Raw genomic sequence first — 14,006 nt, forward strand, 5'->3', positions numbered from 1 at the left:
GGTCTTGACACCGTCTCAGCGAGCGTAGACTATGTAATCTAATGTGAACGGTCACATCGAAGGTGACCGCCCGTCGCGAGGAAGATCTTGTGAGCACCACAGCAACGTTGCCGGTCGTGTCAGGCCCCATCCTGGAGATGCGCAGCATCACCAAGGAGTTCCCGGGTGTCAAGGCGCTGTCCGACGTGTCCATCACCGTCCGGGCCGGAGAGATCCATGCGATCTGCGGCGAGAACGGCGCCGGGAAGTCGACCCTGATGAAGGTCCTCTCCGGCGTGTACCCCTACGGCACGTACGAGGGGGAGATCCTGCTCTACGGCGAGGAGCAGCGCTACCGCGACATCGCGGCGAGCGAGCAGGCCGGGATCGCGATCATCCACCAGGAGCTCGCGCTGATCCCTGAGCTCTCGATCACCGAGAACATCTTCCTCGGCAACGAGATCCGCCACTTCGGCGCGATCGACTGGCGCGCCCAGCGTCAGCGCACGGTCGAGCTGCTGGCCCGCGTCGGCCTGCGCGAAGACCCCGACGTCGCCATCAAGACGCTCGGTGTCGGAAAGCAGCAGCTGATCGAGATCGCGAAGGCCCTCAACAAGGACGTCAAGCTCCTCATCCTCGACGAGCCCACCGCGGCACTGAACGAGAACGACTCGCAGCACCTCCTCGACCTGATCCTGGGTCTGAAGGCCAAGGGCATCGCGTCGATCATGATCAGCCACAAGCTCAACGAGATCGAGCAGATCGCCGACGAGATCACGATCATCCGCGACGGTCGCACGGTCGAGACGCTCGACATCTCGCGCGGCGAGATCAACGAGGACCGCATCATCCGCGGCATGGTCGGCCGCTCGCTCGAGAGCCGCTACCCCGACCGCACCCCCGAGATCGGCGACGTGTTCTTCGAGGTCAAGGACTGGTGGGTGCAGCACCCGACCGTGTCCGAGCGGATGGTCGTCAAGGGGTCGAACCTCAACGTGCGTCGTGGCGAGGTCGTCGGCATCGCCGGTCTGATGGGCGCGGGCCGCACCGAGTTCATGATGAGCATCTTCGGTCGCTCCTACGGCACGTTCCTCGGCGGACAGATCGTCAAGGACGGCCAGGAGATCACCATCCCCGACGTCTCCTCGGCGATCAAGCACGGACTCGCGTACGTCAGCGAGGACCGCAAGGTGCTGGGGCTCAACCTGCTCGACACCATCAAGCGGTCTGTCGTGGCGGCGAAGCTGTCGAAGATCTCGAAGCGCGGCGTCGTCGACGAGCGCGAGGAGTACTCGGTCGCCGAGCGCTACCGCAAGGCGCTGCGCATCAAGACACCCAGCGTCGAAGAGGGCGTCGGCAAGCTCTCGGGAGGAAACCAGCAGAAGGTCGTGCTGGCCCGGTGGATGTTCACGGACCCCGACCTGCTGATCCTCGATGAGCCCACGCGCGGCATCGACGTCGGAGCGAAGTACGAGATCTACGCGATCATCAACGAGCTCGCCTCCCAGGGCAAGGGCGTCATCGTCATCTCCAGCGAGCTGCCCGAGCTGCTCGGCATCTCCGACCGCATCTACACAGTCTTCGAAGGTCGGGTCACCGACTGCATCCCGGCCGACCAGGCGACACCCGAGGCTCTCATGCGCAGCATGACCTCCGCGACTCAGAAAGCATCCGCATGACCACCGACCTCACGACAACGAAGCGCGGCTTCCACTTCGGCGACATCCGCAAGATGTTCGGAAGCAACGGCACCTCGTCACTGCGCCAGTTCGGCATCCTGGGCAGCCTCATCGTCATCATCGTCCTCTTCGAGGTGCTGACGCTGCTGCGCAACGGACCGAACGGCGCGACGCTGACGTCGGGCAACCTGATCAACGTCATCAACCAGTACTCGTTCATCCTGATCCTCGCGATCGGCATGGTGATGGTCATCATCATGGGGCACATCGACCTGTCGGTCGGTTCCGTGGCGGCCTTCACCGGCATCATCGTCGCGAAGTCGATGGCCGACTGGAACCTCCCTTGGCCGCTGGCGATCCTGCTCGGCCTCGGCGTCGGTGCCCTGGTGGGCGCCTGGCAGGGGTTCTGGGTCGCCTACGTCGGGGTGCCCGCGTTCATCGTGACGCTCGCCGGCATGCTCTTCTTCCGTGGCGCGCAGCAGTGGATCGGTGACGCTCAGACGATCCCGGTGCCCAAGGGCTTCCAGGTGATCGGCACCGGCTACCTTCCTGAGGTCGGGCTCCCGCTGGACTTCAACGTGCCGACCATGATCCTCGCGCTGGTCGCGGTGGCGTGGCTGGTCTTCTGGGAGATCCGCACCCGTCGCCAGCAGCACAAGATGGGCTCCGACAGTGCGCCCCTGTGGGTCAGCGTCGTCAAGGTCGTGCTGCTCTCGGTCGTCGTGCTCGCCGCTGCGTGGATGTTCGCGACGGGTCGCCCGGGCACGAGCTTCCCGGTTCCGGGTCTGATCCTGCTCGCCCTCGTGATCATCTACTCGTTCATCACGCGGAACACCGTCTTCGGTCGCCACATCTACGCCGTGGGTGGCAACCGCCAGGCCGCACGCCTCTCCGGCGTGAAGGACCGCTGGGTCGACTTCTTCGTCATGATGAACATGTCGATGATGGCCGCACTCGCCGGCATGATCTTCGTCGCCCGTTCGCAGGCATCCGGACCGAACGACGGCACCGGCTGGGAGCTCGACGCGATCGCGTCGGTGTTCATCGGTGGTGCTGCGGTCGCCGGTGGTATCGGTACCGTGATCGGCTCGATCATCGGTGGTCTGGTCATGGCGTTCCTCAACAACGGTCTCGCTCTGCTCGGCCAGGGTGCCGACGTCGTCTCGATGATCAAGGGCCTCGTGCTGCTGCTCGCGGTCGGCATCGACGTCTGGAACAAGCAGCAGGGCCGTCCGTCGCTCATCGGTCTCCTGACCCGCCGGTCGGGCCGCAGGAGCGACCCGGAGGCCACCGCGACCTTCGAACCCAACAGGACTTACCAAGCCCCTCCCGTCGATAAGACGAGGGCCGAGTAAGCGGACTCTCCGCGCAGTGCTCGCACGCAGAATCCGTCACATCACACAGAAAGAGATCACATGAAGAAGATCATCGTCACAGCGACAGCGCTCGTCGCGACGGCTGCCTTCGCACTCACGGGCTGCTCCGGTGAGCGCGGCGGCGGAACCGACACGGGATCCGGCGAAGAGGCCGAAGCAGGCTTCGCCGCCGACTCCTCGATCGGTGTCGCCCTTCCCGACAAGACCAGTGAGAACTGGGTCCTCGCGGGTCAGCTCTTCACGGACGGCCTGGAAGAGGCCGGCTTCAAGGCAGACGTGCAGTACGCTCCGGCGAGCAACACGGTCGCCGAGCAGCAGAACCAGATCCAGGCCATGGTCACCAACGGCGCCAAGGTCATCATCATCGGCGCGAAGGATGGCAAGCAGCTCGCCACCCAGGTGCAGGCGGCCAAGGATGCCGGCGCATACGTGATCGCGTACGACCGTCTCATCGAGAACACCGAGGCAGTCGACTACTACGTCGCGTTCGACAACTTCAAGGTCGGCCAGCTGCAGGGCCAGGCCCTGCTCGACGGTCTCGCCGAGCGTGCGGGCCACGAGGCTCCGTACAACATCGAGCTCTTCTCCGGCTCGCCGGATGACGCCAACTCGAAGGTCTTCTTCGACGGCGCCATGGACGTGCTCCAGCCGGAGATCGACAACGGCAACCTGGTGGTCGTGTCGAAGCAGACCGAGATCGCGCAGACCGCGACCGAGGGATGGCTTCCGGAGAACGCGCAGAACCGTATGGACACGCTGCTCACCTCGTCGTACAGCGGTGACACCGTGGTCGACGGCGTGCTGTCGCCGAACGACACCCTTGCTCGCGCCATCATCACCTCGGTGCAGCAGGCCGGCAAGCCGGTTCCGGTCGTCACGGGTCAGGACTCCGAGGTCGAGTCGGTGAAGTCGATCATGGAGGGCATCCAGTACTCCACGATCAACAAGGACACCGCACTGCTCGTCGAGCAGTCGATCAAGATGGTCGGCCAGCTGCAGAAGGGCGAGACCGTCGATGTCAACGACGAGGAGTCGTACGACAACGGCGCCAAGGTCGTTCCGGCGTACCTGCTCGACCCGATCATCGTCACCAAGGAGAACGCTGCTGAGGCGTACGCCAACGTGCCGAGCCTCCTCGAGATCGTGAAGTCGTACCAGTAAGCGACATCGCACTCACCGCAGACGAGCCGTCCGGACCTTCGGGTCCGGGCGGCTCTTCGCCATGTCGGGTCGACTTTTCACACCGCGCGCGGACGAGCCGCTGGCCGGAAGCGGACGTCCTGTCGGAGGACGTCCGCACACGGCGCTAGCCCCAGACGGGGTCGTCGGGATCGGGAGAGTCTGTGCCGTCGGCATCTGTCATGATGCGCGCTTCAGCGATCCACGACGTCAGAGGGCCATCGCGGAGGAGATGAGGCCGCGGTGTGTCGAGCAAAACGGAGGCGGTGACCTTGTCCAGCGGCTCATCGCTCGCGAAAATGACGACGTTGCCGAGTGGCCCTTCCGCATCTTCCGGCTCTGCGTCGAGCACGACAGCGACGTGATCGAACACGGTGCTCAGGGTCGCGGCCTGTCGTCGTGAGTATTCGAACGGATGCCCGTCGAGCAGGTTCACGGCGACCACGCCCGCTGCTGCGGAGCGCGCGGCGACCCGGCGATAGAACTCCTGGCTGGCCACACGATGCCGGATGACGGCGGCATCCCAGAGATCGACGACGGTGAAGCACGCCTCCACCCAATCGGTGTCGATTGCGGTGCGATAACTCGCGGCGTCGTCAAGTCCGGGGGACGGAGATGACTGCACCGGCGATGTCTTCTCATTCGGAAAAGCGGCGTCCGCGACCGTTCGAGCGTCACCGAGGATGACTCGTATGTCAGACCCGGGAGGCAACGGCAGCGCGTCGATGACGGCGGCGTAGAGCGCGGGTTCGAACTCCACCACCAGCTGAGGTGATCCGGCGCGCGTCGCCTGGACGTAGCGTGCCAGCGTGAGTGCTCCGGCCCCCAGATGCACGGTGAACAGCGGCGCACCAGGCTCGGCGGCGGCATCCATTGCGCGGGCGATGTGTTGGGTGTAGCTGTACTCGAGGTCGGTCGGCTCGGTCATCGAGACGACGGACTGCGCAATTCCATCCACGCTGAGCTCGAAGCGACCGGGTCGCCTTCTCGACTGCACCAGCTTTGCCTTGCGGTCGGCTAGTGAGAGCGAGAACACCCGGCGACTCCATGGCACCTGCCTAGTTTAAGCCGGAGGGGATCGGTCGGCGGCTGCCTCTGGAGGAGCAGAGCGCCGTAGGCGAACTTGCTCTCGGAAGGCCGAGCCTCCTCGAGATCGTCGAGTCGTACGAGAAAGCGATCAGCCATCGGGCAGAAGAGGGCCGCTCGGACCTTCGGGGCCGGCGGCTCTTTCTTGTTGTCGTGCTGCTGTGGTGCGTTCTTCAGCAGCCGACGCCGGCCGGGTTCTCGTGGCAGGTGTGGGCGACGAGCGCGGTGCGGGCCTCGAGGATGCGGATCTCCTGCGTGGCGCCGCTGGTCGTGAGCTGCCCGGGAATGTCGATCCATCCGCCGCCGAGGTCCACCTGCGCGGTGAATCGGATGTCCACGCGGGCCGGGTACACGCCGGGTTCGCGGTAGACGTGGCTGGTCGGGGTCGGCGTGAACTGCGCCTGACCGAGCGCCTCCCACGTCTGACCCGGCGTGGTCACGGTCGCCGAGCTCCCGTCGCCGTACGTGTAGATGTAGCTGGCCGGCGCGAAGCGCACACGCAGCGGGGCGCCGAACAGCTCGCCGTCTTGGATCTGCGTGGATGCTGCGGCCGTGAAGTTCGTCGGCATCCCGGCGATCCCGACGTTGCCGGGTTCGGCGGTCGCACGGATTGATGCCGGTGCGAATCGCGCCAGGTCGGAGATGGTGATCGTCGGCGCGCCCGGCGTCGACGGAGCGGAGGCCGGGGGAGCGGGCCGGTTCGGGCGCGGCGCACAGCGCGTGGTGCCCGAGTCGTCCATGCATGCCGCGAGGTCGATCGCCTCCTGGCTCGGTCCCGACGGTGTGCTCGGACCCTTGCCGTCGCCCGGACCGCCATCACTCCAATTCGAGTCGGTGCCGGGATCAGTGCTCGGCTGCTGCTGGGTGCCGGAGATGGTGAGGGAGGAACCATCTGTGCCGTACAGATAGTCGCCCGCGCTGTCGCTTCCGTCAGCCGTAGCCATCATCGACCAGAGCGCGCCCGCGACTGCAGCAACAGCTATCAGTCGGTGCATTGTTCGTCTCCCACGCGACGTGAGGAGTCCATGGTGAGCGGCCGGTCATCCCCCGCCACGAACTCAACGGATAGGGCGTACATGTCCGGCCGCCCGGGTGCGACGAGTGAATTGCCGTTGGCATCCATCACATTTACCGCGCTCACATCCAGACATATCGCGGCGATGACAAGGTCATAGGGCGGCGAGCTCGACTCGCCTTCGAAGCTCGCCACCCTTGCGTCGCCGCTGATGATGTGGCCTTCCGCGTGCATCACCGAGAAGTTCTCTCGATCCGCAGCCTCAAGACCCCCGCTCGCTAGCAGAAACAGCGGTTCGAACGTCTCCGGGAGCGCCGGATCGAGTTCGTTCAACGCCTCGTTGTACGCCCGGTACACCTTCTCCGCTGCAGCGAACGCCTCCTCCTCGTTGGCGAAGGCCGCGGTGGGCGTAGGGGCGGGCTCGGGTTCAGTGGTGCATCCCGCGAGAGCGCCAACCCCCAACGCCACTACGGCGACAGCAACTATGCGCGCGCCCAACCGTGGAACTGCCGCACCACCGCCTCTGCCGTGACGAATCGCAAGAACGGACAAGGGGCGCAATGGAGGAGGAGTCACCGCGCCACCGTAGTGAAATCGGCCAGGCTCGCGTCGCGTTTCTCCACAGGTCCGCGCCAGCGCGAACGTCTCCGCTCAGAACGGCGCACGCACGGCATCCGATTCGGTGAAGATCACCGTGTTCGGTGCAGGGGGAGTGTCGATGTACGTCCGCCCGATGGGACTCGTCCACTCCATGACCCCGCCGGGCTTCTGCTCGACGTGCCATGGCGTGTGATGTTTCAGAACGTGATGTCGGCGACAGAACGATGCCAGGTTCGATTCGCAGGTCGCGCCACCCGTCGAGGCAGCATGGTTGTGGTCGAGGTCGCATTTCCGCGCCGCCACTCCGCATGCCGGGAATCGACATCGCTGATCTCTCGCCCGTAGGTGCCTGCGCAGGTGGCCGCTCGGTCGGTATCGGTCGACGGCGAGGACGCGACCGGTGATCGGATGCGTCAGCACCCGCTCCCATCCCTTCGTCTGCCCGGCCAATCGGCGCGCGGTATCGACGTCGATCGGAATCACGCCGTCGAGCTCGGCGGGCGGCGCCGCCTCGGCATCCGGAGCACCCGACCCCTCGTGCGCATCGTCGTCCATCAGGGTCGTCACCGGAACGGTGATCTCAATGCGCGCACTGATGGTCGCCAGCAGTCCGTCTTCGCTGTCGTGCCCGGTCGGCTGGCCGCTGAGCACGAGGTCGGCGAGCAGGTCGGCGCGGATCTCGTCGACCGTCCGATCATCCGCCTCGAACTCATCGCCGTCGCGAGCCGCCCGCCGCTTCGCGCGAAGGTTCTCGACGCGCAGTGCGTGCGCCATCTGCGAGAGACGGTCGAACATGCCGTGGACGAGCGCGGCAGGCGCGTGCGTGTGCAGCGTTGCCATCCCGTCTTCGCCATCCGTCGCCCAGACTCGCCGCTGAGATCTGGCGCGACGATGCCGCTCCGACACTGTCGTCGGAGCGAAGCGCTCGGCCACACGGCGTGCCAGCGCGCGCAGTCGGTTCGGCGATTCCACCTCCGCCAGCGGAAGGATCACCGCGGAATATGCCTCGCGGTGATCGGGCGACTCGAGGCCCGAACCTGCGTCGACGATGACGCGGGAGTGCGCGGCGCTGATCCGCCCCGCTCCCTGTGCGGCCCAGACGGCGGGGAACCGATCGACCAGCAGCTCCGCCGCCGCCATCCGCCGCTCGATGGTGCGATCGCTGACATGCTGCACGGCTCCGATCTCGGCCGCGATGGTTCTGATCGAGTGGTCTCCCCGGTCCGGGTGATCCCCCTGCTTCGCGATGTCGACCGCGAGCCGACCGGCGATCGCCAGCAGCCCGTCGCGCGCGGCGCTCATGCTGCTCACTGTCGCCTCTGCGACTTGCAACGCGGCGACGAGATCGGCGAGATTCGCGATTTGCGTGTCCGTCGCGTCGAGCAGTGCTGTCATGTCTCCGAGTAGATCACGGACCACCGACATTCGAACAAAGCTTCGAGACATTCCCGAACCGACATGATCCCGGAAGAGTGATGACTCATGCGACACTGACGTCATGCTCCTTCACGCCGTCGACGTCGGCGACGGCCCTCGTACGGTGGTTCTGCTCCACGGGATGATGGGCTCGGCCGACAGCTGGTGGCGTGTGATGCCGGTGCTCGCTGCACAGGGCTTCCGTGTGCTGGCGATCGATCTCCCCGGTCACGGTCTGTCCCCGCGAGACCCGCGTCTGACGATCGAGCGGGCCGCATCGTCGGTGGTCGAGACCGTCCGAAGTCTCGCCCCGGGGCGGCCGCTCGCGGCCGTCGGGCACTCCTACGGGGCGAGCGTGCTCGCACAGGCGGCCCCGCTGCTCCGACCTGAACCGGGCATCTATATCGATGCCGCACTCGTCCTCCCCGGCGGCAGCGACCGTGACGATCTCATCGAGCGGTACGCCCGCGATCGCGAAGCGCGACTGTCGCCGGAGGACCTCCGCGCCTCGCGTCCGTTCTACTCGGAGAGGGATGCCGAGATCGAGGCCCTCGCCGCCCGCCGCTTCGACCCGACGACCATGGCATCCGTCTCCTGCGGCCGCGATCACATGTGGCTTCCCGACCCGGGGTCGATCATCGTCCGCGCCGACCCGAGCGACTGGGTGACCGCCGCCGACGTCGCCCGGTTCGAGGCGAACGGCATCGACGTGCGCAGCATCCCCGGAGCCGCGCACACTGTCTGGTACAGCCACTTCGAGGAGTTCACGGCGTCGCTCCCGGAGCTGTTCGGCCGGCGCGCTCGTGCGCAGGGTGCCGGATGCGAGGCAGCCGTGACAGGAGGCTGACCGGGCCACCCAGACCGCGCGACTACCCTGGGGAGTGACATGGCACATCTTCTCGGGGCAGAAGCCCTTCATCTCGAATATCCGACGAGGGTCGTCTTCGACTCCGTGACCCTCGGCATCGAAGAAGGTGACCGCATCGGCATCGTCGGCCGCAACGGCGACGGCAAGTCGAGCCTCCTCGGAATGCTCGCCGGCATCAAGGAGCCGAACTCGGGCCGCGTCACGGTGCGCGGTGGCACGACCATCGGCGTCCTGGACCAGGCCGACACCCTCAGCGACGACCTGACCATCAGCGCGGCGGTCGTCGGTGACACCCCGGAGTACGAGTGGGCCGGCGACCCGCGCATCCGCGACGTGATCGAGGGACTGCTGAAGGACCTGCCCTGGGATGCGGAGATCGGCTCCCTCAGCGGAGGCCAGCGCCGACGCGTGTCACTCGCCAAGCTGCTGACGGGGGACTGGGACGTCATCGCCCTCGACGAGCCCACCAACCACCTCGACGTCGAGGCCATCACCTGGCTCGCCGGACACCTCAAGAAGCGGTGGAGCCCGAACTCCGGAGCGCTCATGGTCGTGACTCACGACCGGTGGTTCCTCGACGAGATCTGCACCGAGACCTGGGAGGTGCACGACCGCATCGTCGAGCCCTTCGAGGGCGGCTATGCGGCGTACATCCTGCAGCGCGTCGAGCGCGACCGCATGGCGGCGGCGACCGAGGCCAAGCGTCAGAACCTCGCCAAGAAGGAGCTCGCGTGGCTCCGTCGAGGGGCGCCCGCGCGAACCGCGAAGCCGAAGTTCCGCATCGATGCGGCCAACGAGCTCATCGCCGACGTGCCGGAGATCCGCGACAAGGTCTCCCTGCAGTCGCTCGCCGTCTCTCGTCTCGGCAAGGACGTCGTCGACCTGCTCGACGTCGGAGTGACCTATCCGACCGCCGACGGCGGCACCCGCGAAGTCCTCCGCGACGTCGAGTGGCGCATCGCACCGGGGGAGCGCACCGGCATCCTCGGTGTGAACGGCGCCGGCAAATCGACGCTGCTCGGCCTGATCTCGGGAACCGTCGAGCCCACCGTCGGCCGTGTGAAGCGCGGCACGACCGTGAAGGTGAAGACGCTCACGCAGCGCCTCGACGAACTCGAGGACGTCCGACGCGAGCCGGTGCGTGTCGTGATCTCGCGACTGCGCACCTCGTACACGATGGGATCCGGCTCGAAGGCGCAGGAGCTCACGCCGGGCCAGCTCCTCGAGCGGCTCGGCTTCGATTCGGCGCAGCTCTCCACCCCCGTGAAGGATCTCTCCGGAGGTCAGCAGCGCCGCCTGCAACTGCTTCTCGTGCTCCTCGACCAGCCCAACGTGCTGATCCTCGACGAGCCCACCAACGACCTGGACACCGACATGCTCGCGGCCATCGAGGATCTGCTCGATTCGTGGTCGGGAACCCTGCTGGTGGTCAGCCACGACCGGTACTTCCTCGAGCGCGTCACCGATCAGCAGTTCGCGATCCTCGACGGCCACCTGCGGCACCTGCCCGGCGGCGTCGACGAGTACCTGCGCCTGCGCCAGTTGCAGACCTCGGCACCGGGCAGGTCGCAGACGGCCGTCAACACCGAGAAGAAGGCCCCCAGCCTCGACGGTGCCGCACTGCGCGCCGCCCAGAAAGAGGTCTCGTCGCTCGAGCGCCGCATCCAGAAGCTCACGCAGCAGGTCGACAAGGCGAAGACCGCTCTGGCGGATCACGACCAGTCGGACTTCGCCGGCCTCGGCGACAAGATGAAGGCGATCAGCGACCAGCAGGCCGAGATCGAGGAACTCGAACTCCGCTGGTTCGAGCTGACCGAAGAGCTCGACTGACGAGAGGTCTGGCCCTTCCGCCCTCGCGGGAATACGGTGGCAGTCGAATGCGCTGTGCTCTGGGCGGGGTTCGATGCCAGCCGGGATCGCACAGCTTGATCCTGCGGTACCCGGGAGGTTCAGATGGAAGGACTCGAGGTCACCGTCCTGATCGGACTCACGATCCTCGTGGGCACGTTGATCGCGCCGCGCGTTCGACTCGCGCTGCCGCTCGTCCTCGTGATCTTCGGACTCCTGCTCGGCTTCGTCCCGCAGCTCCGCGAGATCCAGCTGCCCCCTGAGACGGTCCTGCTGCTGTTCCTCCCGGTGATGCTGTTCTGGGAGAGCCTCACGACCTCGCTGCGATCGATCCGCCGTGACTTCCGCTACATCCTCCCGATGAGCACGGTGCTCGTCGTGGCATCCGCATTCGCCGTCGCGGGCATCGGTCTGCTGTTCGGGATGCCGTGGGAGACCGCGCTGATCCTCGGCGCCGCAGTGGCCCCGCCGGATGCGACGGCCGTGGCAGCCCTCGGCAGGCTGCTGCCCCGGCGCATGTTCATGAAGCTCAAGGCCGAGAGCCTCACGAACGACGGAACCGCGCTCGTGCTCTACGCGATCGCCGTCTCGCTGGCTCTCGGCGGCAACATCACGCCCTTGTCGGTGACGATGTCGGTGCTCACCTCCTATGTCGGAGGAATAGCGGCCGGTGTCGTGATCGCAGGCCTCGGGTACCTGCTGCTGCGTCGCACCTCTTCGACGATCGTCATCAACGTCGCGCTGCTGCTCATCCCGTTCAGCGCGTTCCTCCTCGCGGAGATCGTGCACGCCTCCGGCGTGCTGGCCGTCGTCGTCGCCGGTCTCATCGTCGCCTATGTCTCCCCCCGGGTGACGACAGCCTCGTCGCGGCGGCAGGCCGACGCCGCATGGCCGTTCGGCGTCTTCCTGCTCAACGGAGCGCTGTTCGTGCTGATCGGGCTCGAGGTGCAGTTCGTCGCGCATGAGATCTCCGCGGCAGCGATCGGCCGGCTCGTGCTCATCACCCTCGCGGTGTGGGGGACGCTGCTCGTCGTCAGATATCTCTTCCAGCTGCTGAACGCGCCCTTCCAGCGACGCAATCCGGCGCTTCCGTCCCGTGGTGCCAAGGCGCGATCGATGGCGGTGTCGACGGTCGCAGGCATGCGGGGTGCCGTCTCGCTCGCGATCGCGCTGTCGGTTCCGGCCGCCAGCGCGACCGAGGGCGAGATCGCCGGACGCGACGAGATCGTCTTCGTCACGGCGGGAGTGATCCTGCTCAGCCTGCTCGTACAGGGGCCGCTGCTGCCGGCGATCGTTCGCTGGGCGCGTTTCCCGGTCGATCACATGGAGGCCGAGGAGTACGAGCTCGCCGAGCGGACGATCTCGGGCGCGGCACTGGCCGCCCTCGACGACCTCGCCGTCGAGCACGGCGTCGGTCAGGAGATCCGAGACAAGGTGCGTGCCGAGGGCTACCAGATGCTCGAGTTCTCGAACGCGCGTGCGCTGGCGCGCGAACAGGCGATCGTCGATGCCGAGGCCCAGGCGCTCGACGTCATGCTCGACGAGCCCGATCCGCTCGGCGGCGGCCAGCAGATGAGCGGGGGAGCGGATGCCGGTGCCGCGGAGGCGTCGGTCGCGCTGCGACTGCCGGACGCGACTCGTGTCGGCGACGACGGTGAGCTCGCGGACGGCGAGGTCAGGACTCTGCAGATGATCGCCACCTCGGCCGACGTCGACGTCATGCAGCGGTCGCCGCTGCTGCGTCACGAGGAGCACACGCGCCTCAAGCTCGCGCTCATCGACCGCAAACGCGAGGTGCTGCTCGGGCTGCGCAGAGACGGGACGATCGACGACCTCGTGGTCCGTCGGATCTCGGCACGACTCGACCTCGAACAGGTCCGGCTGCAGGGCATCGAGGACTACGACTGAGAGCTGTGACGCTCTGTGACACTCGATTGTCGCGCAGCGCGTCGCCCTGCCTAACGTATTCGAGTCCCCCAAGAGAGGAACCCGAACACTCATGTCCATCACAGCATCCCGTCGGACCACATCCGTCATCGCCGCGCTCGCCGCGGTCCCGCTCTTCGTCGCACTCGCAGGCTGCGCGACCGCATCGTCCGACGCCGGTTCCGGCGGCTCCGAGGACGAGACCGTCAAGATCGGTGTCGTCGGCAAGGGAGACGCACAGTGGGCTCCTTTCGTCGAGGCAGCCGCTGACGAGGGCATCACGGTCGAGCTCGTCGACTTCGGCTCGTACGAGCAGCCGAACCCCGCTCTGACCGAGGGTGAGATCGACCTCAACCAGTTCCAGCACATCGTGTACCTCGCCGAGTACAACACGGCATCCGGCTCCGACCTGACGCCGGTCGGCTCGACGGCGATCTACCCGCTGGGCCTGTACTCGCAGAAGTACGACGATGTCGACGACATCCCCGAGGGGGAGACCGTCGCGGTTCCCGACGACGCATCGAACCAGGCTCGCGCGCTGCTCGTGCTGCAGTCGGCCGGACTCATCGAGCTCAAGAGCGGCGGCACGATCTTCTCCGACCTCTCCGACATCGACACGGGCAAGTCCAAGGTCGAGGTCACCGCGCTCGAGGCCGCGCTGATCCCGACGTCGCTGCCCGACGTCGCGGCGGCGATCATCAACAACGACTTCGTCGAGGATGCGGGTCTGACCTTCGAGGATGCGATCGCTCAGGACGACCCTGAAGACCCGAACGCGCTGCCGTACGTGAACATCTTCGCGGCCCGCGCCGAGGACGCCGACAACGAGACGTACCTGAAGCTCGTCGAGATCTTCCAGACCAATGAGGACGTCCAGGCCGGCCTGCTCGAGTCGTCGGGTGACACCGCCGTGCCGCTGCAGACCCCGGTCGAGGATCTCGTCGCCTCGCTCGAGAAGGTCCAGAAGGACACCGAGGCCAACAAGTAGGACGACCGGGGTGGGTGACACCCCCGTCCGATGAGGGAGAATCGGG

General features: G+C 66.6%; 11 protein-coding genes. 7 read left to right on the plus strand and 4 right to left on the minus strand.

The genetic code is table 11. From position 1 onward, the window contains the following. The first annotated feature begins 137 nt into the window (after positions 1–137). Genes mmsA through ASE34_RS15885 form a run of 3 tightly spaced genes read left to right on the plus strand, consistent with a single transcriptional unit; the run spans position 138 to position 4,195 of the window. A complete protein-coding gene (gene mmsA, locus ASE34_RS15875) occupies positions 138–1,658 on the plus strand; it encodes a multiple monosaccharide ABC transporter ATP-binding protein (protein WP_222839478.1) in 1,521 nt (506 codons plus the stop codon). After that, a complete protein-coding gene (gene mmsB, locus ASE34_RS15880) occupies positions 1,655–3,013 on the plus strand; it encodes a multiple monosaccharide ABC transporter permease (RefSeq protein WP_053097084.1) in 1,359 nt (452 codons plus the stop codon). The genes mmsA and mmsB overlap by 4 nt, the downstream gene beginning before the upstream one ends. 60 nt (positions 3,014–3,073) lie before the next feature. Beyond that, the gene (locus ASE34_RS15885; RefSeq protein ID WP_053097082.1) at positions 3,074–4,195 is read left to right on the plus strand and encodes a sugar-binding protein; all 1,122 of its coding nucleotides are present in this window, start codon (positions 3,074–3,076) and stop codon (positions 4,193–4,195) included. A 145-nt stretch (positions 4,196–4,340) separates the two neighbouring features. Here the strand turns inward: ASE34_RS15885 and ASE34_RS15890 are convergent, their stop codons facing one another. The 4 genes from ASE34_RS15890 to ASE34_RS15905 form a co-directional block, all read right to left on the minus strand. After that, a complete protein-coding gene (locus tag ASE34_RS15890) occupies positions 4,341–5,171 on the minus strand; it encodes a hypothetical protein (protein WP_157538293.1) in 831 nt (276 codons plus the stop codon). 301 nt (positions 5,172–5,472) lie between these two features. Next, positions 5,473–6,294, minus strand: a complete 822-nt coding sequence (locus tag ASE34_RS15895) for a PKD domain-containing protein (protein ID WP_230100334.1) — start codon at positions 6,292–6,294, stop codon at positions 5,473–5,475. Beyond that, a complete protein-coding gene (locus tag ASE34_RS15900) occupies positions 6,282–6,866 on the minus strand; it encodes a hypothetical protein (RefSeq protein ID WP_157538294.1) in 585 nt (194 codons plus the stop codon). The genes ASE34_RS15895 and ASE34_RS15900 overlap by 13 nt, the downstream gene beginning before the upstream one ends. 99 nt (positions 6,867–6,965) lie before the next feature. Beyond that, on the minus strand, positions 6,966–8,309 hold the full coding sequence (locus ASE34_RS15905) for an HNH endonuclease signature motif containing protein (protein ID WP_082586706.1): 1,344 nt from the start codon (positions 8,307–8,309) through the stop codon (positions 6,966–6,968). Between the two features lie 103 nt (positions 8,310–8,412). Here ASE34_RS15905 and ASE34_RS15910 point away from each other — a divergent pair, with 103 nt between their 5' ends. From ASE34_RS15910 to ASE34_RS15925, 4 genes are all read left to right on the plus strand, one after another. Beyond that, positions 8,413–9,177 (plus strand): alpha/beta fold hydrolase, encoded by a 765-nt coding sequence (locus tag ASE34_RS15910; protein WP_056280023.1) that lies wholly within the window; start codon positions 8,413–8,415, stop codon positions 9,175–9,177. 39 nt (positions 9,178–9,216) lie between these two features. Beyond that, positions 9,217–11,028 (plus strand): ABC-F family ATP-binding cassette domain-containing protein, encoded by a 1,812-nt coding sequence (locus ASE34_RS15915; RefSeq protein WP_056280025.1) that lies wholly within the window; start codon positions 9,217–9,219, stop codon positions 11,026–11,028. A 123-nt stretch (positions 11,029–11,151) separates the two neighbouring features. After that, the gene (locus tag ASE34_RS15920; protein WP_056280027.1) at positions 11,152–12,954 is read left to right on the plus strand and encodes a Na+/H+ antiporter; all 1,803 of its coding nucleotides are present in this window, start codon (positions 11,152–11,154) and stop codon (positions 12,952–12,954) included. A gap of 91 nt (positions 12,955–13,045) precedes the next feature. Beyond that, the gene (locus ASE34_RS15925) at positions 13,046–13,960 is read left to right on the plus strand and encodes a MetQ/NlpA family ABC transporter substrate-binding protein (RefSeq protein WP_053097067.1); all 915 of its coding nucleotides are present in this window, start codon (positions 13,046–13,048) and stop codon (positions 13,958–13,960) included. Positions 13,961–14,006 lie beyond the last annotated feature (46 nt).

This window comes from Microbacterium sp. Root280D1, assembly GCF_001428975.1.
Lineage (GTDB): Bacteria > Actinomycetota > Actinomycetes > Actinomycetales > Microbacteriaceae > Microbacterium.